The sequence below is a fragment of the Streptomyces thermolilacinus SPC6 genome (assembly GCF_000478605.2).
Taxonomy (GTDB): domain Bacteria; phylum Actinomycetota; class Actinomycetes; order Streptomycetales; family Streptomycetaceae; genus Streptomyces; species Streptomyces thermolilacinus.
In genome coordinates this window covers 4,289,344-4,315,975 of record NZ_ASHX02000001.1, presented here as the reverse complement: position 1 = coordinate 4,315,975, position 26,632 = coordinate 4,289,344, and the positions used below count along the sequence as shown (strand labels likewise).

General features: G+C 73.4%; 19 protein-coding genes. 10 read left to right on the top strand and 9 right to left on the bottom strand.

Annotation, left to right across the window (positions count from 1 at the left end):
* The first annotated feature begins 674 nt into the window (after positions 1 to 674).
* From J116_RS18735 to J116_RS18720, 4 genes are all read left to right on the top strand, one after another.
* On the top strand, positions 675 to 2,276 hold the full coding sequence (locus J116_RS18735) for a CBM35 domain-containing protein (RefSeq protein WP_023588606.1): 1,602 nt from the start codon (positions 675 to 677) through the stop codon (positions 2,274 to 2,276).
* Positions 2,277 to 2,386: 110 nt separating this feature from the next.
* Positions 2,387 to 3,172: a sugar phosphate isomerase/epimerase family protein gene (locus J116_RS18730; RefSeq protein WP_023588605.1), complete on the top strand. Its 786-nt coding sequence runs from the start codon at positions 2,387 to 2,389 to the stop codon at positions 3,170 to 3,172.
* Between the two features lie 79 nt (positions 3,173 to 3,251).
* Positions 3,252 to 3,821 (top strand): CHAT domain-containing protein, encoded by a 570-nt coding sequence (locus J116_RS18725; protein WP_235617364.1) that lies wholly within the window; start codon positions 3,252 to 3,254, stop codon positions 3,819 to 3,821.
* A 159-nt stretch (positions 3,822 to 3,980) separates the two neighbouring features.
* Positions 3,981 to 5,039, top strand: coding sequence for a hypothetical protein (locus J116_RS18720; protein ID WP_023588603.1), 1,059 nt, complete (start codon positions 3,981 to 3,983; stop codon positions 5,037 to 5,039).
* A gap of 41 nt (positions 5,040 to 5,080) precedes the next feature.
* Here J116_RS18720 and J116_RS18715 read toward each other — a convergent pair whose 3' ends face one another.
* A complete protein-coding gene (locus J116_RS18715; RefSeq protein ID WP_023588602.1) occupies positions 5,081 to 5,860 on the bottom strand; it encodes an SDR family NAD(P)-dependent oxidoreductase in 780 nt (259 codons plus the stop codon).
* A gap of 204 nt (positions 5,861 to 6,064) precedes the next feature.
* Here J116_RS18715 and J116_RS18710 point away from each other — a divergent pair, with 204 nt between their 5' ends.
* Both J116_RS18710 and J116_RS18705 read left to right on the top strand, forming a co-directional pair.
* On the top strand, positions 6,065 to 6,475 hold the full coding sequence (locus J116_RS18710) for a cytidine/deoxycytidylate deaminase family protein (RefSeq protein ID WP_023588601.1): 411 nt from the start codon (positions 6,065 to 6,067) through the stop codon (positions 6,473 to 6,475).
* 262 nt (positions 6,476 to 6,737) lie between these two features.
* Entirely contained in the window at positions 6,738 to 8,594 is a 1,857-nt protein-coding gene (locus tag J116_RS18705; RefSeq protein WP_023588600.1) for a glycoside hydrolase family 3 protein, read from the top strand.
* A gap of 98 nt (positions 8,595 to 8,692) precedes the next feature.
* Here the strand turns inward: J116_RS18705 and J116_RS18700 are convergent, their stop codons facing one another.
* The 3 genes from J116_RS18700 to J116_RS18690 all read right to left on the bottom strand — a co-directional run bounded on the left by J116_RS18700 (position 8,693) and on the right by J116_RS18690 (position 11,076).
* Positions 8,693 to 10,117 (bottom strand): S28 family serine protease, encoded by a 1,425-nt coding sequence (locus J116_RS18700; RefSeq protein WP_023588599.1) that lies wholly within the window; start codon positions 10,115 to 10,117, stop codon positions 8,693 to 8,695.
* A 124-nt stretch (positions 10,118 to 10,241) separates the two neighbouring features.
* Entirely contained in the window at positions 10,242 to 10,598 is a 357-nt protein-coding gene (locus J116_RS18695) for a hypothetical protein (RefSeq protein ID WP_023588598.1), read from the bottom strand.
* A 118-nt stretch (positions 10,599 to 10,716) separates the two neighbouring features.
* Entirely contained in the window at positions 10,717 to 11,076 is a 360-nt protein-coding gene (locus J116_RS18690) for a hypothetical protein (protein ID WP_023588597.1), read from the bottom strand.
* Positions 11,077 to 11,241: 165 nt separating this feature from the next.
* Here J116_RS18690 and J116_RS18685 point away from each other — a divergent pair, with 165 nt between their 5' ends.
* A complete protein-coding gene (locus J116_RS18685) occupies positions 11,242 to 11,478 on the top strand; it encodes a hypothetical protein (protein ID WP_023588596.1) in 237 nt (78 codons plus the stop codon).
* Between the two features lie 119 nt (positions 11,479 to 11,597).
* Entirely contained in the window at positions 11,598 to 12,650 is a 1,053-nt protein-coding gene (locus J116_RS18680) for a macro domain-containing protein (protein WP_023588595.1), read from the top strand.
* A 21-nt stretch (positions 12,651 to 12,671) separates the two neighbouring features.
* On the opposite strand, the gene J116_RS18675 is transcribed toward J116_RS18680, so the two are convergent.
* From J116_RS18675 to J116_RS28700, 3 genes are all read right to left on the bottom strand, one after another.
* The gene (locus J116_RS18675) at positions 12,672 to 15,122 is read right to left on the bottom strand and encodes a P-loop NTPase (protein WP_161492126.1); all 2,451 of its coding nucleotides are present in this window, start codon (positions 15,120 to 15,122) and stop codon (positions 12,672 to 12,674) included.
* A gap of 1,023 nt (positions 15,123 to 16,145) precedes the next feature.
* The gene (locus J116_RS18670) at positions 16,146 to 19,889 is read right to left on the bottom strand and encodes an ABC transporter ATP-binding protein (protein WP_023588592.1); all 3,744 of its coding nucleotides are present in this window, start codon (positions 19,887 to 19,889) and stop codon (positions 16,146 to 16,148) included.
* A 69-nt stretch (positions 19,890 to 19,958) separates the two neighbouring features.
* A complete protein-coding gene (locus J116_RS28700) occupies positions 19,959 to 20,855 on the bottom strand; it encodes an alpha/beta fold hydrolase (RefSeq protein ID WP_023588591.1) in 897 nt (298 codons plus the stop codon).
* A 297-nt stretch (positions 20,856 to 21,152) separates the two neighbouring features.
* Between J116_RS28700 and J116_RS18660 the strand changes: the two genes are divergently transcribed.
* Positions 21,153 to 21,998, top strand: coding sequence for an endonuclease I family protein (locus tag J116_RS18660; RefSeq protein ID WP_023588590.1), 846 nt, complete (start codon positions 21,153 to 21,155; stop codon positions 21,996 to 21,998).
* Between the two features lie 25 nt (positions 21,999 to 22,023).
* Here J116_RS18660 and J116_RS18655 read toward each other — a convergent pair whose 3' ends face one another.
* Together J116_RS18655 and speB are read right to left on the bottom strand one after the other, a co-directional pair.
* Positions 22,024 to 23,712 carry a thiamine pyrophosphate-binding protein gene (locus tag J116_RS18655; RefSeq protein WP_023588589.1) on the bottom strand — a complete coding sequence of 563 codons (1,689 nt, stop codon included), beginning with the start codon at positions 23,710 to 23,712 and terminating at the stop codon, positions 22,024 to 22,026.
* Positions 23,713 to 23,990: 278 nt separating this feature from the next.
* Positions 23,991 to 24,968 (bottom strand): agmatinase, encoded by a 978-nt coding sequence (speB, locus tag J116_RS18650; RefSeq protein WP_023588588.1) that lies wholly within the window; start codon positions 24,966 to 24,968, stop codon positions 23,991 to 23,993.
* Between the two features lie 136 nt (positions 24,969 to 25,104).
* On the opposite strand from speB, the gene J116_RS18645 reads away from it, so the two are divergent.
* Positions 25,105 to 26,631 carry a PucR family transcriptional regulator gene (locus tag J116_RS18645; RefSeq protein ID WP_023588587.1) on the top strand — a complete coding sequence of 509 codons (1,527 nt, stop codon included), beginning with the start codon at positions 25,105 to 25,107 and terminating at the stop codon, positions 26,629 to 26,631.
* The last annotated feature ends 1 nt before the right edge of the window (position 26,632 follow it).

The following is a 26,632-nucleotide window of genomic DNA, read 5'->3' as shown; positions in this document are numbered from 1 at the left end:
CGGTTCCAGTGAGAGATCCGCAGCGAAAAGGGGCGCGGCGCGCGTATGCGCGGGCGCGCGACACATCAGCTCTCGGGAGGTCTCACAGGGTGTACAACGGCACGTCCTTGCCCAGACGACTTGGTTCAGCAGCACGGTAGGGGGCCGGGCGGGCCTCCTCCACTGTTTTCCGGGGGCGGAACCCGTCAACGGCGGTGCGGCGCGTCCGTGGTGGCCGGGCCAACGCGGGCGGTCGGTGGCCTGCGCGGATGGGCCGGTGCCCGTCGCCCGGCGTACTCCCGCCCCGCCCTGGCGAGTTGGCGGGACCCCGACCGCGGGCAGGACCTTCCTACCCGCCCCCCATGGCCGCGAGTCCCTCACGATCTCCGTCCGGCCAGGCGCTTCGCACCCTCGCCGCCGCCACTGACAACGCCCCTCCCCCGCCGGGCCCTCCACGACCGCCCCGCTCCCCAGTTGTTGTTCGAAAGTTTCCTCCGGGGCCAGCCGATTGACGCGGCCATGACGCGCTTCTAGTTTGGCAAGCGCTTTCTACGGCTCCCGCAGCAGAGCCGGTCCAGCACCAGCAGCTCGCACCCCCACGCTCCTGGCAGCCGCGCCGCCCTTCCCCCGGCCCCCGGGCCCCGCGGCCCGGCGCCGAGAGACTCCGCGACCCCGCAGAAGGACGAGGACCCCCCATGAGGACGAAACCCGCGCTGTCCGCGCTGGCGTGTGCCGCCCTGGCCGCCGGTACCGTCGTGGCGCTGCCCGCCACCGCGTCGGCCGCGCCCACCCGGTACGAGGCCGAGCGCGCGCCCGCCACCTGCGACGGCACCATCGACACGAACCACGCCGGGTACACCGGCACCGGCTTCTGCAACGGCCGCAACGCCGTCGGCGCCGCCCTCCAGTTCACGGTCGACGCCCCGCAGGCCGGCACCGCGACGCTCACCGTCCGGTACGCCAACGGCACCACCTCGCCGCGCCCCGCCACCCTCACCGTCAACGGCGCCTCCGCCGCTCAGCAGTCGTTCGCGCCCACCGGCGCCTGGGCCACCTGGGCCTCCGCGACGCTCACCGTCCCGCTCGACGCGGGCGCCAACACCATCCGCCTCACCCCCACGACGGCGGACGGCCTGGCCAACATCGACCACCTGGAGGCCGAGACGGGCGGTACGACGACCCCGCCGCCCACCGGCAGCGCCCTGTACGTCGCCCCCAACGGCACCGACAGCGCCCCCGGTACGGTCTCGGCGCCCACCACGCTCACCTCGGCCATCAGCCGGATCACGCCGGGCGGGACGATCTACGTGCGCGGCGGCACCTACCGCTACTCCCAGACCGTCACCATCCCGGCGGGCAGGAACGGCACCGCGAGCGCCCGCACCGAACTCGCCGCGTACCCCGGCGAGAAGCCCGTACTGAACTTCTCCGCCATGGCCGAGGCCCCGTCCAACCGCGGGCTCGCGCTCAACGCCTCGTACTGGCACATCCACGGCCTGACCGTCGAACGCGCAGGTGACAACGGCATCTTCGTCGGCGGCAGCAACAACGTCATCGAGCGCACGGTCACCCGCTTCAACCGCGACACCGGCCTGCAGCTCTCCCGCATGGCGTCCACCACGCCCCGCGACCAGTGGCCGTCGAACAACCTCATCCTCAGCGCCGAGTCGCACGACAACGCCGACTCCGACGGCGAGGACGCCGACGGCTTCGCCGCGAAGCTGACGGTCGGCCCCGGCAACGTCTTCCGGTACGCCGTCGCCCACAACAACATCGACGACGGCTGGGACCTGTACACGAAGACCGACACGGGCCCCATCGGCGCGGTCACCATCGAGGACTCCCTCGCGTACGAGAACGGCACCCTCTCCGACGGCACCCAGAACACCGCGGGCGACCGCAACGGCTACAAGCTCGGCGGCGAGGACATCGGCGTCAACCACGTCGTGCGGCGCAGCATCGCCTACGACAACGGCAAGCACGGCTTCACGTACAACCGGAACCCCGGGTCCATGGCGGTGTCCAACAATCTCAGCGTCGACAACGCCCAGCGCAACTACACCTGGGAGTCCGGCACGTCGGTGTTCCGCGGCAACACGTCCTGCCGCAGCGGCAGCGGCAGCGGCAGCGGCAGCGGCTCCAACGACAAGGTCGTCGGCGACGTGGACGGCACGAACCAGTTCTGGTCCGGCACGAACGGCTCCCGCTGTTCCTCCTACGCGGGCGCCCTGACCTGGACGTACGCCTCCGACGGCCGCCTGTCCGTCTCCCTCGGCGGCCGCCCGGTCACCCTGTAGCCCCCACCCTCCCCCACCCCCCGGCCCGCCCGGCCCTTCCGGGCGGGCCGGGCGCGTACGGCGGTCCGTCCTGCCGGGTTCGGACGGGGCGGCGGGGGTACGTTCGGGGGATGAAGTTCGCTTTTTCCACACTTGGGGTGCCCGGGATGGGTGTCGGGGACGTCGTGCGGCTCGCCGCTGAGACCGGGTGCCGGGGGGTGGAGCTGCGGGCCCACCCGGAGGAGCCCGTCCACCCCGGGCTCGTCGCGCACGAGCGGCGGGACGTGCTGCGGGAGTTCACCGCCGCCGGGGTGGGCGTGCTGAGCGTCGCCGGGTACGCGCGGGTCGCCGCCGACGATGACGACGAGCCCGTGTACGAGGAGCTGCACCGGCTGATCCACCTCGCCGCCGACCTCCAGGCCCCGTTCGTGCGGGTCTTCCCCGGCGGGGGCGAGCGGTCCCGGGACGCCGCCGACGCGACCGCCGCCCGCCGCCTGGGCGCCGCCGCCGAGGTCGCCGCCGAGGCCGGGGTGCGGGTCCTGCTGGAGAACCACGACTCCCACCCGACGGGCGCCGACGTCGCCCGGGTCGTCGCCGCCGTTGGCCACCCGCACGTGGGCGCCGTGTGGGACGTGCAGCACGCCTGGCGCGCCGGTGAGGAGCCCGTCCGCACGTACGGGCTGCTGGAGCCGTACCTCGGGTACGTCCAGGTCAAGGACTGCGCCGGACGCGACGACCCGACGCCGGTGCCGCTCGGCGCGGGCGCCCTGCCGCTCGGCGAGTGCGTCGCGCCCGCCGGTCCGGACGGCTGGTTCTGCTGGGAGTACGAGAAGCGCTGGTACCCCGGCGTCCCCGAACTGCCCGCCCTGCTCGCCGCCGGGCGCGCCCACGTGGAGGCGTTGCTCGCCACCGGGTGAGGTCCCGGTCCCCGGCGCCAGCGTGGTCGGTGACGACCGTACGGGGCCCCCCGCGCCCGCACGCGGCGCGGCGCGCGCCGTGCCGCAGCTGCTGTGCTACGGGGCGGGGCGGACCGTCAGGGAGCCGCTCCTGAAGCGGCTCGCGGGCGTGCCGTCCCTCGTGCTGGTGCCCATGGCGGAGCTCGGCCTGGTGCCGTGGCACGCGGCGCGGCCGGCCGGGCGGCGCCGGTACGCCTGCCAGTACGCCCGCATCTCCTACGTACCGTCCGCCCGGCTGCTGTGCGAGGTCGCCGCGCGCCCGGCCACGGCGCGTCCCGGCGCCGCCCGGCAGGCGCCCGTCGTGGGGAACCCGGCGCACGACCTGCCGCACGCGGGCGAGGAGTCCCGCGCGCTGCACGCGGAGTTCCACCCGGGCGGGCTGCTGCTGGGCCCGGACGAGGTGACGTCGCTGCTGATGTACATGACGCACCACCACATGAGCCGCGAGGGCCGGTCCCCCGGCCGGGCGCTGCGCACCGCGCAGTCGTGGATGCTGGACGAGCGCCGGGAGGCCCCGCCGGGCATGCCCGCCGCCCTGCTGCCGCGCGTCCGGCACATCGACGCGACCGACCCGACGGGCTGGCCGGGCTTCACGCACCTGGGGTGGTGAGCGCCGGGGCGGGTGCCAGAGGCCGGGGGGCGGGTGCCGGGGGGCCGGGGCGGGTGCCGGGTGCCGGGTGACGGGATGTCGGCGGCGTGCGGTAGGAGTTGACCAGTCATCCGGGCATCCCGGCTCCGGTGGCGGTGAGCATCCAGGAGGGGCGTCGACGTGTCGTACGGGGGACAGAATCCGTACCGGGGGAACCCGTACGGGGGCGAGCCGCGCGGCCCCGGGGACCCCTACGGGTCCCCGTACGGGGGCGGTCCGTACGTGCCGGGCCCGCGCCCGCCGCACCAGCAGCCGTACCCGCCGCACCCGTATCCGCCGCACCCGGGCCCGTACCCGCCGTACCCGCCGCGGCGCCCGTCGCTGTGGCAGCGGTTCCGGGACGACGAGTGGCCGACGCTGCGGGAGCTGCTCGGGTACATGAGCGGGGGGAAGGCGCTGCTGTGGGTGCCGTTCCTGTGCTGCGTGTGGCCCGCGGTGGCGGTCCTGGTGGGGTACCCGATGGCCCGGTTCGCGCGGAAGAAGGCGCGGCAGGTGTTCCCGTACGACACGCGGCGGATCGGGGACCCGGACATCGCGCGCGTGCAGAAGATCCGGGCCTGGTCGGCGGCGGTCGCCTCGCTGCTGATCCTCACCGTGTACGGGACGGCGGAGGACTGGGACCAGGCGCAGGAGCAGTACGTCATGCGGCTCGTGCTCACGCCGTGGCTGCTGCTGCTCAGCACGCCGGTCGTGGTGTTCGTCCTGTTCCGGCTGTCGCCGCCCGCCGCCCGGCCGGGGATGCGGGCGGGGCTGCGGCCTGCGGTCCGGTCGGTGCTGTGGTACTTCGGGGCGTTCACCGCGACGCCGTTGCTCGTGTGGGCCGCCACTCTGCTGAGCGAAACTCTGCGGGGGGCGCTGCCGGTGCTGCTCTCGGCGCTCGTGGGTGCGGTGGTCCTGATGGCGCCGCTGGGGACGCTGCTGTTCCTGGTGTTCTCGTCGGGCCGGGCGGTGCGGAGCGCGTTCAACACGACGGAGGTGCACGCGGCGCTGCCCGCGCTGCTGACCGGTGTGCTGGTGTGGGAGATGGCGGCCGTCAACCTCTCCTACGGCGGCCTCCCGCCGGGCCCGCCGCTGGTGCAGTTCTGCGTGCTGCTGGGCGGCCCGGCGTCGGTGACGGCGGTCGCGTGGTGGGAGACGCGGCAGCTGCGGACGCGGTACGGGGTGCGCGTCCGGGGCTGAACGCACCCCGGACGCTGCCGCCTTGACGGTCCCGGGGGCGCTCAGTGGGCGTGGAAGCCGCCGTCCACGAACACCGACTGCCCGGTGACGTACGCCGACGCGCGGCTCGCCAGGAACACGGCCGCGCCCGCGAAGTCCTCGGGCACGCCGTTGCGGCCGACGAGGGTCCGGTCGGCGAGGGCGGCGATCGTGCCGGGCTGCGACTGGAGCCGCGCGTTGAGCGGGGTCAGGACGAAGCCGGGCACAAGGGTGTTGCAGGTGACGCCGTGCGGGGACCACGCCTCCGCCTGCGAGCGGGCCAGCGACTCCAGGCCGCCCTTCGACACCCCGTACGCGCCGCTCTGGACGAAAGCGCGGTGCGCCTGCTGGGACGTGACGTGGATGATCCGGCCGTACCCGCGCTCGGCCATGCCGGGCCCGAAGCGCTGGCCGAGCAGGAACGGGGCGTCCAGGTTCACGGCCATGGTCCGGTCCCACACGTCCTCGTCCAGCTCGCTCATGGGCGGGCGCAGGTTGATCCCGGCGCAGTTGACGAGGATGTCGGGCTCGCCGAAGACGGCGGCGGCGCGGTCGGCGGCGTCCCGGACGCCGTCGCGTGTGGCGAGGTCGGCGGCGACCCAGGCGGCGCGGCAGCCCTCGGCCTCCAGCTCGCCGACGGTCGCGGCGAGTTCGGCCTCGCGGCGCGCGACGATCACGACGTTCGCCCCCGCGCGGGCGAGGGCGCCCGCGATGGCGCGTCCGATGCCGGAGCTGCCGCCGGTGACGAGGGCGGTGTGGTTCTCCAGCGAGAACAGCTGTGCGAGGTACGGCTGCGATTCCATCCCCCCACCCTAGGCGGGCGTCCGGCCCCGGCCCCCGGGGGCCCCTGGGCTCCTGCCCCTGGCCCCGGCCCCGGGGCCCTGAGCCCGGTCCGGCCGCGGGAACCCGGGGCCCGGTTCCGGTTCCGCTCCCGGTGATATCGGGTTGCCTTCCCGCCCGCGGACCGGGCAACGTCGCCGGGCACCCTTACGACCGAGGCGGAGAAGATGACCACGCGCACGGAAGACGTCGACCAGGAACTCGTCGAGGCGGCGGCGCGTGTCGCCCGCACCCGCTGCCGGGGCGACAACCACACCGTGGCGGCCGCCGCCCGCGCCCGGGACGGGCGGATCGTCACCGCGGTGAACGCGTACCACTTCACGGGAGGGCCGTGCGCGGAGCTGGTCGTCATCGGCGCGGCGGCGGCGCAGGGCGCGTACGAGCTGGACACGATCGTCGCCGTGGGCGACCGGGAGCGGGGGATCATCCCGCCGTGCGGCCCCTGCCGGCAGGCCCTGCTCGACTACTTCCCCTCGATGAGGGTCATCATCGGCCGGGGCGAGGCGGTGCGGACGGTGCCCGTCGCCGAGCTGCTGCCGGAGACCTACGTCTGGGCCGACCACCAGCTCGACGCCTGACCGTCACCGGGCCCCTCACCGCCACCGTCGCCGGGCCCGCCACCGCCACGGCTCCGCAGGCCAGGGGGCGAGGACAGCGCCGGTCACGGCCGCGAAGGGGGCCGGGGCGGGCCTTCGGACCACGGGCCGGCCGGGCACGGCAGGCGGGTGGTGGGGACGGGCGGGTGTGCGCGTGTGCTTGACCTGGTAGTTACTTTCGCCTACGTGTGACTCCTTGGAAGTTTCCTTCATCCCACGTCCCGCTCGGCCGGAAGGAGCACCAGTGCACCACCGCGCCACCACCAGACGCACCGTCCTCGCCGCCGCCACCGCCACCGCGGCGGCCGCCACCACCGGGTTCGCCCTCCCGCGGTCCACCACCGACCCGCTCCCCAGCACCGCCCAGGACCCCGCCCCCCAGGACACCGGCGCCCAAGAGCGGGCGCTCGCGCGGATCGTCGCGCGCATGAGCCTGGAGGAAAAGGTCGGCCAGCTGTTCGTCATGCGGGTGTACGGGCACTCCGCCACCCACCCCGACCAGGCCGACATCGACGCCAACCTCCGCGAGATCGGCGTCCGCACCGCGGCCGAACTGGTCGCCAAGTACCACGTCGGCGGGATCATCTACTTCGCGTGGGCGCGCAACACCCGCGACCCGCACCAGATCGCCGACCTGTCCAACGGCATCCAGCGCGCCGCGCTCGCCCAGCCCACGCCCGTACCCGTACTGATCTCCACCGACCAGGAGCACGGCATCGTCGCCCGCGTCGGCGAGCCCGCGACGCTGATGCCCGGCGCGATGGCGCTCGGCGCGTGCGGCGCCAGGGACGTCGCCCGCAGGGCCGCGCACATCGCGGGCGCCGAACTGGCCGCGCTCGGCATCCGCCAGAACTACGCGCCCGTCGCCGACGTGAACGTCAACCCGGCCAACCCCGTCATCGGCGTACGGTCCTTCGGCGCCGACCCGCAGGCCGTGGCCCGGCTGGTCGCCGCGCAGGTGAAGGGCTACCAGGGCGCCAAGGTAGCGGCGACGGCCAAGCACTTCCCCGGCCACGGCGACACGACCGACGACAGCCACACGAAGCTGCCGTACATCCACCACACGCGCGAGCAGTGGGAGACGCTCGACGCGCCGCCGTTCCGGTCCGCGATCGCCGCCGGGATCGACTCGATCATGACCGCGCACATCGTCGTCCCGTCCCTCGACCCGTCGGAGGACCCGGCGACCCTGTCGCGGCCCATCCTGACGGGCATCCTGCGCGAACGCCTCGGCTACGACGGGGTGGTGGTGACCGACTCGCTCGGCATGGAGGGCGTGCGCACCAAGTACGGCGACGACCGGGTGCCCGTACTGGCCCTCAAGGCGGGCTGCGACCAGCTGCTCAACCCGCCGGACCTGGACCTCGCCTGGAACGCGGTGCTGGACGCCGTACGCGGCGGGGAGCTGTCCGAGGCCCGCCTCGACGAATCGATTCTCCGCATTCTGCGGCTCAAGGCGAAGCTGGGCCTGCTGCGCGACCCGTACACGACGCACGACGAGGTGGACCGGGTCGTCGGCAAGCAGGCGCACCTCGACGCGGCCGACCGGATCGCGGACGCCACGACGACGCTGCTGCTCAACGAGGGCGGGCTGCTGCCGCTCAACCGGCTCACCCACCGGGAGCTGCTGGTCGTCGGCGCCGACCCGGCATCGCCGTCCGGCACGACGGGCCCGCCGACCACGACGCTCGCGGCGGCCCTCGGCGAGCTGGGGTTCACCGCGACCGCCCTGTCCACCGGCACCGCCCCCACCGCCGCCCGCATCGAGCAGGCCGTCGCGGCGGCGTCCGGCAAGGACGCGGTGGTCGTGGGCACGTACAACGTGTCGGCGACCAGCGCGCAGCGCACCCTCGTCGCACGGCTCGTCGCCACGGGCGTCCCGGTGATCACGGTCGCGATCCGCAACCCGTACGACATCGCCCGGCTGACGGGCCAGCGTGCCACGCTCGTCACGTACGCGTGGACGGACGTGGAGATGCGGGCCGCCGCCCGGGTCATCGCGGGCCGGGCCCGGCCGGAGGGCCGCCTTCCGGTGCCGGTGCAGCGCGCCGACGACCCGTCACGGGAGCTCTACCCGATCGGGTACGGCCTGTCGTACTGACGGCCCCGCGTGCCGACGGGCCCCGTCGGACGCGTGCGGGGTGCGGGCCCGGCATCCGCTGCCGGACCCGCACCCCGTTCACGGGCGTACCGCTGGTGTCACGGAAGGAGGCGCGGCCCGCGCTGGACGTCGCGCTTGTCGAGGCGCGCGTCGAAGCGGGCGAGCGGCGCCGCGCGGTCCGGGTCGGCCTTGACGGCGGCCGAGGCGACGCCCGTCCACTCCAGGAGCTTCGCCGTGGCGAGGTCACGCTCCCGCTCCTTCAGGCCCGCGATGTTCGCGCCGTGGTTGGCGCCGGGCGCGGTCAAGACGTAGCTGTCCTTCGCGCCGCGGTCCACGCGGAACGGCTCGGCGCTCCACGGGTCGCGCTCACCGTTGACGAACAGCATGCGCTCGGCGTTGTGGCGGACCCACGTGTCCACGTCGCGCATCGCCCACGGCTTGAACCGCACCGGGATGTCGTCCGGCACGAAGGCGTGCGCGGGCTGGTAGCCGTAGCGGCTGAGGCCGTCGAGGTGCGGCAGGCGCAGGCTGGGCGAGCCCAGCTCGGTGGCGGCCTGGTAGTAGTACGGGGTGTACGGCTCCAGGCCCTGGTCGGTGTAGAAGGACCAGCCGGAGTACGTGTCGATGGTGTCGTACACGGCGTCGTCCGTGGCGGTCGCGGCGGCCGGGACGGTCGCGCAGTCCTGCTCGCCCCAGTACTGCCAGAAGGCCCAGACGAAGTCGAGGACGACGGCCTCGTACGCCTTGTCGATGCCGCCGACCGTGTGGAAGGTGGCGCCCTCGGCGGCGGCCCACTCCTGGTACTTCTTCTGGAGCGGCTCGCGGCGGACGAGGGCCTCGCGCTGGAGGGCGTTCAGCCGGGCGCGGCACTCCTCGCTGCCGACGTTCTCGAAGAACCGGTCGTACGCGGAGTCCTCGCGGTTGACGACGTCGTTCGGCGCGACGTACGCGACGACGGCGTCCATGTCGCGCGGGTAGAACCGCTCGTAGTACGTGGCGGTCATGCCGCCCTTGGAGCCGCCGGTGGCGACCCACTTGCGGTCGTACACCTTCTTCAGCGCGGTGAACAGACGGTGCTGGTCGGACGCTGCCTGCCAGATGTCCAGCTTCGACCAGTCGGCGGGCTGGGGGCGGGACGGGGTGAAGTAGCGGTACTCCAGCGAGACCTGGTTGCCGTCGATGATCCGGGTCGGCTCGGCGCGGCGCGGATTGGTGTTGAGGCCGTAGCCGCTGGTGAAGAACACCGTCGGGCGGTTGGTGTCCTTGTGAAGCAGGGTGAGGCGCTGCTCGAAGGTCCCCTTGCCGGGGCGGCGGTGGTCCACCGGCTGGGTGTAGTTGAGGACGAAGAAGCGATAGCCGGGGTAGGGCTTCTCCTCGATCAGGGACATGCCGGGGATCGCGAGGACGCGGTCCTTGATGTCCGGCCCTGCGCTGTCCTGTCCGGCGGCGGTGGCCGTCCCGGCCGTGCCCAAGGTGCCTATGAGCACCACGAGCGACAGCAGCCATCTGAGCGTCGTGCGCATGCGCTGCCTTCCACTGGGTTCGTTGCGGTCGCGGTGAACCTAGCGGTGCGCGCGGGTCCCTGACCAGCCCCTGGCCGAGCGGGGGTGGCGGAGCGTCGGGCGAGGGACGGTCAGGGCACGGCCATCAGCAGAGGATCCAGCCGGTGGCGCCGCCGCGTCCGGAGACGGCGCCGGTGGCGCGGACGCAGCGGTTGAGGGCGTGGACGGTGACGGGCCCGGCCTGCCGGGTGAACTTGCCGGTGTCGGCGAGGGCCCGGCCGCCGCGCGGCTGGAGGGTGACGGACATGGGGCGGCGGGCGCCCGGTTCGGCGACGGTGACGGCGCAGGCGTACTGGCGGTTCTTGTAGACCCGAAGCTCCCCGGTGGCGAACTTGACGGTCTTGGCGAGCCGCCCGGGGCAGCCCGCGAGCCGCGCGGCCTCCGCGTCGGCCACCCCCGGCCCGGCGACCCCGAGCACCCCGGCGGCGACGACCACGGCCACCCCGCCCGCGACCCGCCCGCGCCACGCCCTCGCACTCCACCTGAACACCAGCCGGCCCCCTCGCCTCGTCCCCGTACATGCGTACGACGCGAGGACGGCCCGGACGGTTGCCCTCCGGTCAGGCGGTGGCCCAGGTGAGGACCCACAGGACGGCGACGGCCGAGATCAAGAGCTGCGCGGCCAGGGCGGCCCGCCGCAGAACAGCGGTACGGCCGCCCCGGTCGGGCGTGAGCAGGGCCACGCAGCAGGCGACGGCGACGACGGCGAAACTGAACCAGGGCGTTCCCTCCGGCCAGAGACCGCCGCAGTTGCCCCCGTACGTCACGCAGCGCCCACCCGTCTCCCCGGACAGCGGCACGAGCCAGGCGACCAGCCACAGCGGCGGCAGCGCGAGGGCGCAGAGCAGGGAGATCCTCCGCAGCGCGCGAGCGGAGAGGGGCCCGACGGGGGCCACGGGTGTGGTGTCGTTCACGCTCATCCCCACACCCCACCAGCTCCCCGCTGCTCGAACATGAGCATGACTACCCAGGTGTGGTACTCACCCCTCCCGGAGGGCCGTGACACGGTGGCTCAGGTATGGAGTGCTGCCCCGACGAAGCAGTTGGCGGGGCCACCGGCGAGGTGGAGACACCGCCATATCCGTGTGCCGCGTGTCGGGCAGCCGGACGACCCGAGGGCCGGCGTTTCCTTCCTCATCCTGATCCGCAACCTGCTCCTGGCCGGGTTGGTGCTGTGGGCGGTCGCCCGGGGCCTGCGGCTCGCCGTGGACGTTCGGACGGCGGACCTCCTCCAAGAGGCGCCGCACAACCGCGCCGACAACGGACCCGGATGGCAGCCGGCCCTCGCGAGTCGGACAGTCGCCAAGTGCTGGTACAACTAAGGGCGTTGATGGACTCGATCCGAGTTGGCTCTTCACCGCACAGCATATGCTCGGAGGCAAGGCCGGCTGTGCCGCACAGCGATCGACCGTTCAGTGACGTGACAAAGGAGTCGGGGCCGATGAGTCCGCTGCAGCTCTCCACCACTGCCGTTCTCTGTGTCTCCGGCATCGCCCTGCACATCTGGTCCTCCGCGCCGGACCGGGCGGGGAGGCAGTACTCTCTCCAGCTGCCGGTGATCCTTTTGTACTCCCTGGCGGCTGCCCTCTTCCTGTTCTCCGCCTTCCCGGACTCGATGACCGAGGGTCGGGCCTTGGGCTTCGGGATCGGCGGGGCCGCCGGATTCGCCGCCTTCTTCCTGCTGGTGTCGTTCACATGGCTCAGCAAGACCCGGCGTCTGGACGAGGTCGCGGCGGAGCTGAAGAAGGCAACTCGGGAGAACACCGCGCTGCGCAGGCAACTGTCGCAGCAGCGGCCGGCGGAGGACACTGCACGGCCCGTCCTCCAGTGCACCCGGTACGAGCTGCCGCTGCAGGGCGACCGGCGCCACCGCATCGGGATGATCACTGGGAACGTCGCCAACGTGCTGGGGACGGACGTGTGGGTCAACTCCGAGAACACGCGGATGGAGATGTCACGCGTGGACGAACCCACCCTCTCGGCGACGATCCGCTACCACGGCGGCCGCCGGGACGACGCAGGCCATCTGGTACACGACACCATCGCCCTGGAGCTGGCCGAGCGCATGGCGGGCCGTTCCCATGTGACGGCGGGATCCGTGCTGGTCACAGGGCCGGGCGAGCTGCAGGAAAGCCACCAGGTCCGGCGTATCCTGCATGTCGCAGCCGTGGAGGGAGAACCCGGCTCGGGGTACCGGCAGGTCATCGACCTGGAGCGGTGCGTGCGCAACGTCCTCGCCGAGGTGGACCGGCTGGCCGCCGCGGGCGAGCCGTTGCGCTCGGTGGTGCTGCCGCTCCTGGGGACCGGCGGCGGTAACAGCGACCTCGGAAAGACCGTGGACGCTCTGCTGGCCGCGACGGTGAGCTACTTCCGCTCCCACCCGGCATCACGCATCCGCGTCGTCTACCTGCTCGCCTACACGGACGTGCAGGCCGCCGTGTGCCGGGCGGCTCTCGACTCGGAGCCCGGGCTCTTGTCGGAGAGCGCGGGCTGACCGAACCGGAGCCGACGGCCCTTAGGCCAGCAGGAGCCACCTCCTGCGGAACGACTTCAACTGCTCCCTGACCTCCGGCGAACGCGTGATCGGGGAGATGTCGACCAGGTGCATCCAGTCGTCCCACCGGCGGACGATACGCCTGTCGATGGACCCGTTGGCCTTCTTCGCCCGTTCCGCCCAGTTCAGGGTGTACTTGAAGAAGGTGATGTACGGGTACTCCGAGTCCTCGGCTGCCATGGCGCGCGCCTCCTCCAGGTACGCGGCCACCTCCATCAGGTTCTCCGTCCTGCCGTCTTCCGGCCCGCCCTCGGCGAGGTACCTACGGAACAGCACGGTGGCCAGCGTGTTCAGCGCGAACGCGTCGCGGTGCTGGGCGATGGCCTGCCGGGCCCACGAACTGGCCGGGGCATGCCGGCCCCGCTTGCTCGCTCCAAGGGCCCGCTGCTCCCAGTACCGAGCGTTCCAGGCGTACGTCTCCTGCAGCGCCTCGTACCAGGCGTCCAGGCGTTCCACGCCCAGCCACACGGTCAGCATCTCGTGATCGAGGAGTTGGCGCACCATGCGGTAGGCGAAGGTGCGCGACGCGATGGCCGCCGGGGAGATCTGCACGCCGTAGTGCTGGGCGAGTTTCAGGGTGACGGCGTAGTTCTCCTGCTTGCTGAAGGAGTTCTCCAGCATGTACGAGCCAAACGCCCGGTGCCGCGGGTGGAGGCGTCCCCCGGCCACGCGGATGAAGTCGGCGAGCACCGACTCGGAATGCAGCAGGGTGTTCAGCTCGCTTGCCGGCAGTCCGCAGACGGACGCCGCAGCGCCGATCGGCAGTCCGTAACCGAGGGCGGAGGTGATGCACACGGCCTGGAACACCGCTCGTTCGGTCTCGCTTGTCAGGAGCGAGTACCCCGTCCGCACCCTGCTGCGGAACCCGTCGGCCTCCTCCAGGTTCGACATCGCCGAGAAGAGGTTCCCGCCGTGCTTCCGCGTGAAATACTCGACTTGTTCGGTGTGGCCGGCGTCGGCCACGATGCCGAGCCGTCCGTGGCCCTTGAGCTGCCGGATCAGAGCCTCGATCTCAGTGTCCTTCAGCTTGTCGGAGACCTCCGCGTCGGCGAACCCCACGCCCGTGAAGCTGCGGCGCACCTCTCGGGCGCGCGAGCGCCGTTCCACGGCCAGCAGCTTGAAAGGGATGCCCCGCTCCTTGGCGCGCAGGGCCATGTCGGCGAGGTCGTTCGCGAAGTCGGCGGCACCCTCCACGATGAGGAGGGTCCGCGGATGCTGTCTGAGCCACCACAGGGTGGCCTCCAGTGAGGGACGCAGTTCGGGATCGAGTAGATACGGCGTCCAGTTCTGTTCCGCGAGTCTTCTCGCGACCCGCAGGGCTATCGTGCTCTTCCCTGTGAACGCGGAACCGGTCAGGCAGACGACCTTCTGCGGTGCGTCTGACATCGCCTCGCGGAATACGCTGTCGGTGAGGACGCGGTGTGAGTCGAGGTCGCGCAGGATGTCGGAGTACAGGGGTTCGTGCCCGGCGTAGAAGTCGTGCCGGTCGTCGAGACGGTACTCGGAGCCCGTGTGGACGGGATGCCACTGGCTCAGGAAGCTCAGCACGTTGGGGTTGATGCGGCTGGGGTTGTCCGCCGACACGTCGGCCTGCTGGAAGTACTCCGGCCAGCTGGCCCGGACCTTGGCGAGGAACTCCTCGGCCGTGGCCTCGACCGGGATGAGGCCCCACCCACGGAAGCGTTCCTTGTCGAACTCGTCGATCGTCGGCATGACGATGACGGAGGGCTCGGAGCCGCTCTGCACACGCCCCTTCTCCAGGACATTCTCCAGGTCGATCTCGTCGTTGAGGCTCGCGCCCAGGATGATGGTGGGCGTCTCCAAGTAGCTGTCGGCGAAGATGTTGTGCCAGCGGTGGCGCTGGGTGGCCGCATACAGGTAGGACGAGATGTCGAAGACGAGGTCGTCCGTCTTCTTCGCCCAGGCGACACCGTGCAGGTGGACGAGGATGACCTGGTGGCCCGATGGCACGCGGTGGGAGTCCGTCCAGGAGACGGAGACGAGTTCCTTGGCAGCGTGGTCGGTGAACTGCTTGTTGTAGGCGTTCTCCACCGAGTCGTCGATGTTCAGCGACCAGATGTACCGCCATGGGATGGAGACGAGGTCGGCGTACCACAACGGTGCGGTGCAGTTGGCGAAGCGGTCCGCCATGTAGGCCAGGACGTTTTGGCCGTCCGCCGTGACGCGCGACTTCGCCATCGAGAAGACCTGGCGCAGGTTCCCGCGCGGATTTCCGGGCAGCGAGAACGCCGTGGCCATCTCCTGTGCGAGGTCCCAGCCACCGGGCAACCTCCCCTGCGGCCCCTCGGAGTCCAGGCTGGCGCCGGCGCCCAGCAGCAGCTGGTACTTCGACTCGGTGATGGCCCGCATCATGCTGTCCCACTGCTCGGCCGACATCCACGGTGCTGACACGACCCGTCCCCTTCTTGAGATGCGTGAGCGCGGTACTGTGCCGGAGCGTAAACGGCCCCCAGGACGGGTTCGAGCGGTCATTCAGCCCGACAGGCCCTGTTTGCAGGTGAGTTCGCATTCTCCGGTCGAGCGAATCGTATCCAGTTCGGGCCGTGGACGAGGCGGATACGACGGCCAGGGTGTGGCGCCACCGTGGGAGGGCTGGGTCCGAAACCTGTCGCCGAGCTCCGGCAGCCGGTGCGGATGCCCAGTCCGCGGCGCAAACAGACGTCAACGGCACTGGGTGACAGCAGCCCCGTACGGCCCTTCATGGCTCCGCGAGCTGGGGTGCGCCTTCGCTGGCCATGGCCCGTGCGAACTCACCAAGCAGATGCCACCGAAGCCCGCCCGGCCCGGCCCGGCAGCATCGGACCACACCGTCACTGTCCCACCTGCTGCTCCCACGGCTGGATCACCATGGCGCCGTACGGGCAAGGTACTTGGACACCACACCAGGACGCGCGGGCCTGCCTTGGTCCCCGCTCCTTCGTTCACTCGGCGTCACCCGGCTGCTCGTCGTGGGAACGGGCTCCGAACTCCCCGCCGCCGTCGAAGGGCCGGGACAACAGGAACTCCTCGAAGCCGTCATTGCTTAGGGCCACCCGGCGATTCAGCATCTCGGGCAGAGCCTCGATGTCCGTGTCGGCGAGTTCCGCGTCGAAGTCCCGCGCTGGTCCTCCGGCAAGGATTCGCGGATGTCACGGATCGTCCGCAAGGGGTGTGCCGACGGATGTGGCGGGTGGGGGACACAGACCGTGGGCGTGCTCGTCGGCATCCCCTCCGCTGAGGCGGACGTCTGCCTCTGCCGGTCCCAGGCCGATGGTGTGACGCGGAGATCCGAGGCCTTGCAAGCAGCGCTCGACGGCCCCGGGGGCCGGGGCCGTCGAGCGCTGACTTCGCGTGGCGGAGGTCACCGGACCGGCCCCGGGTCAGGTGAGCGCTGCTTTTCCGGAGCAGAGGTCGCCGGGACCCGGGGCCCCCGGGTCAGCCCACGTGTTCCGGCTCTCCCACGAAGGTGCGCCACAGGGTCGCGTAACGGCCGTCGCGGGCGAGGAGTTCCTCGTGGGTGCCGTCCTCGACGGCGCGGCCGTGGTCCATGACGACCACGCGGTCGGCGCGGGCGGCCGTGGTGAGGCGGTGGGCGACGACCAGGGTGGTGCGGCGGCCCGCCAGGCGCTGGGTGGCGGCGTTGACCTGGGCCTCCGTCGCCAGGTCCAGGGCCGCCGTCGCCTCGTCCAGCAGCAGGACGTCCGGGTCCACCAGTTCGGCGCGGGCCAGGGCGATCAGCTGCCGCTGGCCCGCCGACAGGTTGCGCCCGCGCTCGGCGACCTCGTGGAGGTACCCGCCCTCCAGCGTGGCGATCATGTCGTGGGCGCCGACCGCGCGGGCCGCGGCCTCCACGTCGGCGTCGGTCGCGTCGGGCCGCCCGTAGGCGATGGCGTCCCGGACGGTGCCGGGGAACAGGTACGCCTCCTGCGGGACGACGCCGAGGCGGTGCCGGTACGCGGTGAGGTCCAGCTCCCGCAGGTCGGTGCCGTCCACGGTGACCCGCCCGGCCGTCGGGTCGTAGAACCGCGCGACCAGCTTGACCAGCGTGGACTTGCCCGCGCCGGTCTCGCCGACGAACGCGACGGTCTGCCCGGCCGGGATGCGCAGGTCCACGCCGCTGAGCGCCTCCTCGTCGTCGCCGTACGCGAAGGTCACGTCCTCGAAGGCGATGTCGCCCTTCAGGGACGGCACCGGGCGCGGGTCGGCGGCGGGCGGTGTGGAGGTCGGCTCGCGCAGCAGCTCCTGCATGCGGCGCAGCGACACGGACGCCTGCTGGTAGCCGTCGAAGACCTGCGACAGCTGCTGCACGGGCGCGAAGAACAGGTCGATGTAGAGCAGGTACGCCACGAGGGCGCCCGGCGTGAGCGTGCCCGCGTCGATCCGGCCCGCGCCGACGACCAGCACCGCGGCGGCGGCCAGCGACGACAGGAGCTGCACGAACGGGAAGTACACCGAGATCAGCCACTGGCCGCGCACCCGCGCCTGGCGGTACTCCAGGCTGCGGCCGGTGAAGCGGGCGGCGCCGGACCGCTCGCGGCGGAACGCCTGCACGATCCGCAGCCCGGACACGGTCTCCTGGAGGTCGCCGTTGACGACGCTGATCCGCTCGCGGGCCAGCTCGTACGCCTTGACGCTGGCGCGCCGGAAGAAGAACGTCCCGACGATCAGCACGGGCAGCGTCGCGAAGACGACGAGGGCGAGCTGCACGTCGATCACGACGAGCGCCACCATGATCCCGAAGAACGTCACGACGGAGACGAACGCGGTGACCAGGCCCGTCTGGAGGAACGTGGACAGGGCGTCCACGTCGGTGGTCATCCGGGTCATGATCCGCCCGGTCAGCTCGCGCTCGTAATAGTCGAGGCCGAGCCGCTGGAGCTGGGCGAAGATCTTCAGGCGGAGCGCGTACAGCACCCGCTCGCCGGTCCGCCCTGTCATGCGGGTCTCGCCGACCTGCGCCGCCCACTGCACGACGACGGTGAGCAGCGCCAGGGCGGACGCGGCCCACACCGCTCCGAGCGCCGCCTGGGTGACGCCCTCGTCGATGCCGTGCCGGATCAGCACGGGCAGCAGCAGGCCCATGCCCGCGTCCACGGCGACGAGCAGCAGGGCGAACAGCAGCGGCAGCCCGAAGCCGCGCAGCAGGCGGCGCAGCCCGTACGAATCCTCGGGCCGTACCGCCTGCACCTCGTCCACGTCGGGCGCGTCGGTCGCCGGGGGCAGCGCCTCCACCTGGGCGAGCAGCTCGGGCGTCGCGCCGGGCGTCCTGGCCGGTCCGGGCGCGGCGGCGTCGCGGTCCCACAGGGCTGGCGTGATGCCGCGCTCGGCGTCGAACTCGGCGTCCAGCTCCTCCCGTACGGTCCGGTCGTCGTCCTCGTCGGGGGCGGCCTGGAGGAGGTGGCCGGGCGAGACGCCGCCCAGCTCGTCGGGGTCGGTGAGCAGCCGCCGGTACAGGGCGGACCGCTCCTGGAGCTCCTCGTGGGTGCCGATGTCGGAGAGGCGGCCGCCGTCGAGCACCGCGATGCGGTCGGCGAGGTTGAGGGTGGAGCGGCGGTGGGCGATGAGGAGCGTGGTCCGCCCGGCCATGACCGCGCGCAGCGCCTCGTGGATCTCGTGCTCCACGCGCGCGTCGACGGCGGACGTGGCGTCGTCCAGGAGGAGCAGCCGGGGGTCGGTGAGGATGGCGCGGGCCAGGGCGATGCGCTGGCGCTGCCCGCCGGAGAGGGTGAGGCCGTGTTCGCCGACGGTCGTGTCGTACCCGTCGGGCAGGTCGGCGATGAACCGGTCGGCGCGGGCTGCGCGGGCTGCGGCCTCGATCTCCTCGTCGGTGGCGTCGGGCCGCCCGTAGGCGATGTTCGCGCGGACCGTGTCGGAGAAGAGGAAGCTGTCCTCCGGTACGAGGCCGATGGCGGCGCGCAGCGACGAGAGGGTCAGGTCGCGCACGTCGTGGCCGCCGACGCGGACGGCGCCGCCGGTCACGTCGTAGAAGCGGGGCAGGAGCAGCGAGACGGTGGACTTGCCGCTGCCGGACGCGCCGACGACGGCGACGGTCTCGCCGGGGCGGATGGTGAGGGAGAACCCGTCGAGCACGGGCGGGGTGCCGTCGCCCTCGCCGTACGAGAAGGACACGTCGTCGAACTCGACACCGGCGGGCGCGTCGGCGGGCAGCTCCACGGTGCCGTCGGTCAGGGACGGCTCGGTGTCGATGAGGTCCAGGACGCGTTCGACACCGGCGCGGGCCTGCTGGCCGACGGTGAGGACCATGGCGAGCATCCGGACCGGGCCGACGAGCTGGGCGAGGTACGTGGAGAACGCCACGAACGTGCCGAGGGTGATCTCGCCGCGCGTGGCGAGCCAGCCGCCGAGCGCGAGCATGGCGACCTGGCCGAGCGCGGGCACGGCCTGGAGGGCGGGGGTGTAGCGGGAGTTCAGGCGGATGGTGCGCAGCCGGGCGGCGAACAGTTCGCGGCTGGCCGTGCGGAGCTTGCCGGTCTCCTGGTCCTCCTGGCCGAAGCCCTTGACGACGCGGACGCCGGTGACGGCGCCGTCCACGACCCCGGCGACGTGCCCGGCCTGGGCCTGGGCGTACCAGGTGGCGGGGTGGAGGCGGACGCGGCTGCGCTTGGCGATGAACCAGAGCGCGGGGGCGACGGCGAGGACGACGAGGGTGAGGGGGAGGGACAGCCAGGCCATGATGCCGAGGCTGATGAAGAAGAGGAGGAAGTTCCCGATCGTCATCGGGAGCATGAAGAGGAGACCTTGAATCAGTTGAAGGTCGCTGGTGGCGCGGCCGATGACCTGGCCGGTGGACAGCTCGTCCTGGCGCCTGCCGTCGAGGCGGGTGATCGTCCCGTACATCTCGGTGCGCAGGTCGTGCTGGACGTCGAGCGCGAGACGTCCGCCGTAGTAGCGGCGGACGTAGGTGAGGGCGTACACGGCGAGGGCGGCGGCGATGAGGACGCCGATCCACATGCCGAGGGAGCCGGTGCCCGCGCCGATCACGTCATCGATGACGATCTTGGTGATGAGCGGGACGAGCGCCATGACGGCCATGCCGCCCAGCGACGAGCCGAGGGCGAGGACGACGTCCTTCCGGTGCCGCCAGGCGTACCCCCAGAGCCGCTTGGCCCACCTGCGTTCCGCCGTCTGCTCCTGTTTGTCCCCCGCCGCCGACACCACGTTCCGGCCTCCCGTTTCGCCCGTTTCCGCTGATCTACCGCAAGGCACCAACAGGCGGGGGTGCGATTTTCATCCCGGCGGGGCGGCGGCGGGACCAAGACCATCCTTTCGGCCTAGGTCGGAGGTGCGTGACGGCAGGCCGGCGGGCGCGGGCCGGCGGGCGCCGGGGCTGGCGGGGTGGCGGGCCCCCGGACTGGCGGGCGCCGGGGCTGCTGGGCCTCCGGGCGCGGGGCTACGGGGCGCCGGGGCTGCTGGGCGCCGGGGCTCCCGGGCGCCGGCTCCCGGGCTACGGTCCCCACGGCGGCGCAGCAGGCGCCGAGCGCGCCCGGGCGCGTGGTCAGCGCGGCGTGCCGGATGCCACCGCCAGGACCGCCTTCCCGGAGACGCGGCGCCCGCGCAGCGCCTCGGCGGCCTCGTCGAAGCGGCGTCCCAGCGGCCGTGGAAGAACGGGGCCGCCGCGTCGAAGTCGGCGTCGGTCGCGGTGCCGGACCAGATCGCCTCGTACGAGCCGTACGCCTCCTCGTACCACGGCTCGCCCTTCCGCAGCGCCGCCGCCTCTCGTCGGCGCCCGGGCGTGAACTCGACGCCCAGGGCGCGCGCCCGGGCGGTCACCAGGGTCAGCGAGCGGACCCGGCGCGGGTACCGGGCCGCGTACAGCAGGGCGAGGTCGCCCGCGGCGGAGTGGGCGAGGAGGCCGATCGTCTCCAGGCCGAGGTGTGCGCGGAGCGCCTCCACGTCGTCCACCTGCCGGTCGCACCGGTACGTCGCCGGGTCCTCCGGCACCTCCGACGCCCCGGTGCCGCGCAGGTCCAGCAGGACCAGCCGCCACCGCGCCGACAGGCCGCCGAGGTCCCCGAGGTGGGCGGACGCGCGCATGGGCCCGCCGGGCAGGCAGACCAGTGGCGCTCCGTCACCTTCGAGGTGGTAGGCGAGCGTGGTCCCGTCGGGGGCGTCGAAGGTCGGCATGGGGGTCATCCTCCGCGCCGGGCGGAGGGCGCATCAAGCCCTTTCCCGGCGGGCGGGAGGGGAACCTGCCGCAGGGCACTTCCCCGGTGCGGACGCCGGGCCCGCGTGCTCACACGGCATCAGTTCACAGGGGCCCCTTTCGGCCAGATCGACACGTCCATGACAATGACACAGGACCGACCCGTCCCGTTCACACGCGTGTAGCCACAGGCATGGCACTCTCCCCTTGCCCAGCGGTCAACTCGCGTAGATCGCCGAAACGTTCCCCCGTGTCCCCACCTCGGGAAAGGACTCCCCATGCCGTCAACCCCGGCCGCCTCCGCACGCCGCTGGAGGCTTCCCGTCCTGGCCACCGTCGCCGTGCTCGTGGGTGTCACCGTCCCGGGCGCCGCAGCGGCCCCGGCCCCCGAGGCGACGGCCTCGGCCACCACCACGGCCACGACCACCGTGTCCGCGTACGACGACACGTACTACGCGCCCGCCATCGGCAAGACCGGCACCAGCCTCAAGAGCGCCCTGCACTCGATCATCCGCGACCAGACGAAGATCTCGTACTCGGCGGTCTGGACGGCCCTGAAGGAGACCGACGAGGACCCGGCCAACAGCGCCAACGTCCGCCTCCTCTACAGCGGCACCTCCCGCTCCAAGTCCCTGAGCGGCGGCGACCTCGGCGACTGGAACCGCGAGCACGTGTGGGCCAAGTCCCACGGCGACTTCGGCACCTCCACCGGCCCCGGCACCGACCTCCACCACCTGCGCCCGGCCGACGTCCAGGTCAACAGCATCCGCGGCAACAAGGACTTCGACATGGGCGGCAGCCCGGTCAGCGGCGCCCCCGGCAGCTACACCGACTCCAACAGCTTCGAGCCCCGCGCCGCCGACAAGGGCGACGTGGCCCGCATGATCCTGTACATGGCCGTCCGCTACGAGGGCACCGACGGCTGGCCGGACCTGGAGCCCAACGACTCCGTCACCAACGGCACGGCCCCGCTCCACGGCCGCCTGTCCGTGCTGAAGCAGTGGAACGAGCAGGACCCGCCGGACGCGTTCGAGCGCAAGCGCAACGACCTGATCCACGGCAAGTACCAGCACAACCGGAACCCGTTCATCGACCACCCGGAGTGGGTCGAGGCCATCTGGTAGGGGCCCGGCCCCACCTGGCAGCCCGTCAGTCCTCCGTGTGGGTCGGCGCGAACATGCGGAGGACCGCCGGGAGCACCACCACCGACGGACCGGGCGCCCTGAGCGCGTCCCGCAGGTCGCCCTCCAGCTCCTCCGGCGTGGTCCGCTTCGCCGGGACACCGAACGACTCGGCCAGCGCCACGAAGTCGGGCCGCGCCAGCTCCGTGCCCGTGGCCCCGCCGTACGTGTCCGTCATGTACTCGCGCAGGATGCCGTAGCCGCCGTCGTCCACGATCAGCCAGGTCACTGGCAGGTCGTGCTGGCGGGCCGTCGCCAGTTCGGCGACCGAGTACAGGGCTCCGCCGTCGCCCGACACGGCCAGCACCGGGCTGTCCGGGTCGGCCGCGGCGGCGCCGAGCGCGGCCGGGTAGGCGTAGCCGAGGCCGCCCGCGCCCTGCGCCGAGTGCATCGTGCCGGGCCGCCGCGCGTCGAACGCCGACCACGCCCAGTACGCCAGGATCGTCATGTCCCAGAAGGACGGCGCCGTGTCGGGCAGCGCGCCGCGCACGGACGCGAGCACCTGCCGCTCCAGGGTGAGCCCCTGCGCGTCGATCCGCTCCAGGACGGCTGCCAGCACTTCCCGTACGCGCTCCGGCGCCGCCGGGTCGTGGCGCTCCTCCACCGTCTCCAGCAGCGCCGACAGGGCGAGGCGGGCGTCCGCGTGGATGCCGAGCGCCGGGTGGTTGGACTCCAGTTTCCCGAGGTCCGCCTCGATCTGCACGACCCGACCGCGCGGCCGGAACGTGTGGTAGTTCGACGACAGTTCGCCGAGCCCCGAGCCGACGACCAGCAGGACGTCCGCGTCCTGGAGGAAGTCGGTGGTGTGCCGGTCCTCCAGCCACGACTGGAGGGACAGCGGATGCTCCCAGGGGAAGGCGCCCTTGCCGCCGAACGTCGTCACGACCGGCGCCGACAGCCGCTCCGCCAGCGCCCGCAGCTTCCCGGAGGCGTCCGACCGTACGACCCCGCCGCCCGCGACGATCACCGGGCGCTCGGCGCGCGACAGCCAGTGCGCCGCCAGCGCGGTCAGCTCCGGGCGGGGCACCAGCTCGTGCGGGGTCGCGTCGGGCGCGGTGACGACCGGCACGTCCGTCGGCGCGGCGAGCACGTCGGCGGGGATCTCCACCCACACGGGCCCGTGCGGGGCGGTCAGCGCCGACTCCCAGGCCGCGGCGACGGCGGAGGGGATCTGCGAGGCCGTACGGGCCTGGTGCACGGACTTCACGATGTCGCGGAACGACGCCTGCTGTTCGCGCAGTTCGTGCAGGTACCCGTGGCGCCCGCCGCCCAGGCCCCGCGCGGGGACCTGCGCGCCGATGGCGACGACCGGGGCGGAGGCGGCGGCGGCCTCCTGGAGGGCGGGCAGGGCGGTCAGCGCGCCGGGCCCGGCGGACAGCAGCAGCGGCGCGGCCTCGCCGGTGACCCGGCCGTACGCGTCGGCGGCGAAGCCCGCGTTGTTCTCGACCCGCAGGCCCACGTACGTGAGGTCGGAGCGGCCGAGCGCGTCGAACAGGGCGAGCGCGTGCTGCCCGGGCAGCCCGAACACGGTGGTCGCGCCGAGCCCGCGCAGGGTCTCGACGACGAGGTCCCCTCCGGTGCGGCCGGGCGGGGGGGTGAGCGCGGCTTCCGTCTGCGCGGCGGTGGGGCGCGGGACGAGGTCGTGGTCGTGGGTCATGCGGGCGGGCCTCCGGGCCTCCGGGAAGCGGTACGGCGGCGCCGGAACCCATACGAGGCGTCCGGCGCCGCTTGGAGGCTAACGCGCCTCCGCCGACGAGCCGACCGGGCCGGCTGGACCGACGCGGCCAACCAGGCGAGCCGGCCGACCGTCGAGCCGACCGGACTCACCGGGCCGTCGAGCCGACCGGGCCCGGCCGGACCGAGCAGGCCGACCGGCCGGACCGAGCAGTCCGACCGGTCTGGCCGACCGGCCCGACGCGGCCGCCGGCCCGTCGGTCAGGCGTCGGTGGAGCGGGCCGCCGCGATCTGGCGGGACATGATCGTCGTCAGCTCGTACGCCGTGTGCGACGCGGCGACCGAGGTGATCTCGGCGTGGTCGTACGCCGGGGCGACCTCCACCACGTCGGCGGAGACCAGGTTGCAGGAGGCCAGGCCGCGCAGGATCTCCAGCAGCTCGCGGGAGGTCATGCCGCCCGCCTCGGGCGTGCCGGTGCCCGGGGCGTGGGCCGGGTCCAGGCAGTCGATGTCGATGGAGATGTACAGCGGGCGGTCGCCGATGCGCTGGCGCAGCTGGTCGGCCACCTCGTCGGCGCCGCGCCGGTACACGTCCGCCGACGTGACGATGCCGAAGCCCATCTTCTCGTCGTCCGTCAGGTCCTGCTTGCCGTACAGCGGGCCGCGCGTACCGACGTGGGACAGCGCCTCCGTGTCGAGGATGCCCTCCTCGACGGCCCGGCGGAACGGCGTGCCGTGGGTGTACTCGGCGCCGAAGTACGTGTCCCACGTGTCGAGGTGGGCGTCGAAGTGGAGCAGCGCGACCGGGCCGTGCTTCTTGGCGACCGAGCGGAGGAGCGGCAGGGCGATCGTGTGGTCGCCGCCGAGCGTCATCAGGCGGGCGCCGGTGCCGAGCAGCTCGTCGGCGGCGGCCTCGACGGTCTCGACGGCCTCGTTGATGTTGAACGGGTTGACGGCGATGTCGCCGCCGTCCGCGACCTGGGCGAGGGCGAACGGCGAGGCGTCCTGCGCCGGGTTGTACGGGCGCAGCAGGCGGGACGCCTCGCGGATCGCGTTGCCGCCGAAGCGGGCGCCGGGCCGGTACGAGACGCCCGAGTCGAAGGGGACGCCGACGACCGCGACGTCGGCGGTGCCGACCTCGTCCAGGCGCGGCAGGCGGGCGAACGTCGCCGGGCCGGCGTAGCGCGGGACGCGGGAGGAGTCGATGGGGCCGCGGGGGGTGCCGCTGGTGCTGCTCATGTGGGGTGCCTTCTTTCCTGCGCTCGCGCCGTACGTCACACACACGGCGTCCATGAGGACGACGGTACGGGGGCCGGGAGCGCCGCAGAAGTGTACGTTTCTTCCATTCGAGGGTCGCGATATGGAGGAAGCGTCCATGGTGGGATACGGGGCCCCGGGCGAGCCGCTGGTGCCGTTCGCCCCGCCGGTGCGGCTGGCGGCGCTGCTGGCCCGGCCGGAGCTGGGGCTGCGGCTGGTGGCGGGCGATCCGGCGACGGAGCTGCACTGGGTGCACACCTCGGAGATGGCCGACCCGTACCCGTACCTGCTGGGCGGGGAGCTGCTGCTCACGGCGGGGGTGCAGCTGGCGGACGCGGGCGCGGACCCGGAGCGGTTCGTGGCGCGGGCGGCCGGGGCGGGCGCGGCGGCGCTGGGCTTCGGCGTGACGCCGGTGTACGACACGGTGCCGGACGCGCTGGCCGAGGCGTGCGCGCGGCACGGGCTGCCGCTGGTGGAGGTGGAGCCGGGCACGACGTTCGCGGCGGTCGCGCGGGCGGTGTGGCGGCTGATGGCGGACGCGCGGCTGCACGAGCTGCGCCGCGTGACGGACGCGCAGCGGGCGCTGGCCACCGCCGCCGCGCGGCCCGGTCCCGTACCGGCGGTGCTGAAGGTGCTGGCGGGGCGGCTGGGCGGGCGGGCCGCGCTGTACGCGCCGGACGGCACCGAGTACGCGGCGGCCGGACGGGGGCTCACCCCGGAGGAGGCGGCGGCGCTGGACCGGCTGGTGGCGGTGGTGGCGCGGGCGGAGCGGCGCCCGTCGTCGGCGGCGGACACGATGCCGGGCGCGGTGCCGGGCGCGGGCGGCACGGGCGCGGGCGGTATCAGCGGTACGGGCGGGCCCGGCGCCTCCGGTCAGGTGCGGCTCGCCGCGTACAGCCTCGGCACCGGCCGGGAGGGCCTGACGCTCGGGCTGGCGCTGGCGCGGCACGAGGAGGCCGACCAGCGGATCGCCGAGACGGCCATGGTGCTGCTGTCCCTGCTGACCGCGCCCCACCAGGGCGCCGACGAGGCCACCCGGTCGGCCGCGCTGGTACGGCTCCTGCTGGGCGCCCGCCCCGACGAGGTGGCGCCGCTGCTGGGCGACGCGCCCTGGACGGTGGTCCACGCGCGCGGGGGCGACCCGCAGGCCCCGCCGCCCGCGCTGGGCACCCCGCTCGTGGACGCCGCCGAGGGCACGGTACGGGCGCTGCTCCCGGTCGGCCGCGAGGTGGCGCCGCAGCCGGGCTGGACCCTGGGGGTGAGCGCCCCGGCGGGCCCGGACGCGCTGGAGGCCGCCGACGCCCAGGCGGCCCGCGCCCTGCGCCGCGCGGAGGCCGCGCACACGGGCCTGGCCCGCCACCGGCCGGGCGGCCTGGACGCCCTGGTGGACCCGGCCGAGGCGGACGCGCACGCCCGCACCCTGCTGGGCCCGCTCCTGGACAGCCCGGCGCTGCTGGAGACCCTGCGGGTCTGGCTGTCCCTGCACGGCGGCTGGGACCGCACGGCGACCGCCCTGGGCGTCCACCGCAACACGGTCCGCCAGCGCGTCGCCCGCTGCGCCGCCCTGCTGGACGCGGACCTGGAGGACGCGCAGACCCGCATGGAGCTGTGGTTCGCCCTGAGCCGCGTACGACCCGGCGCGTGAG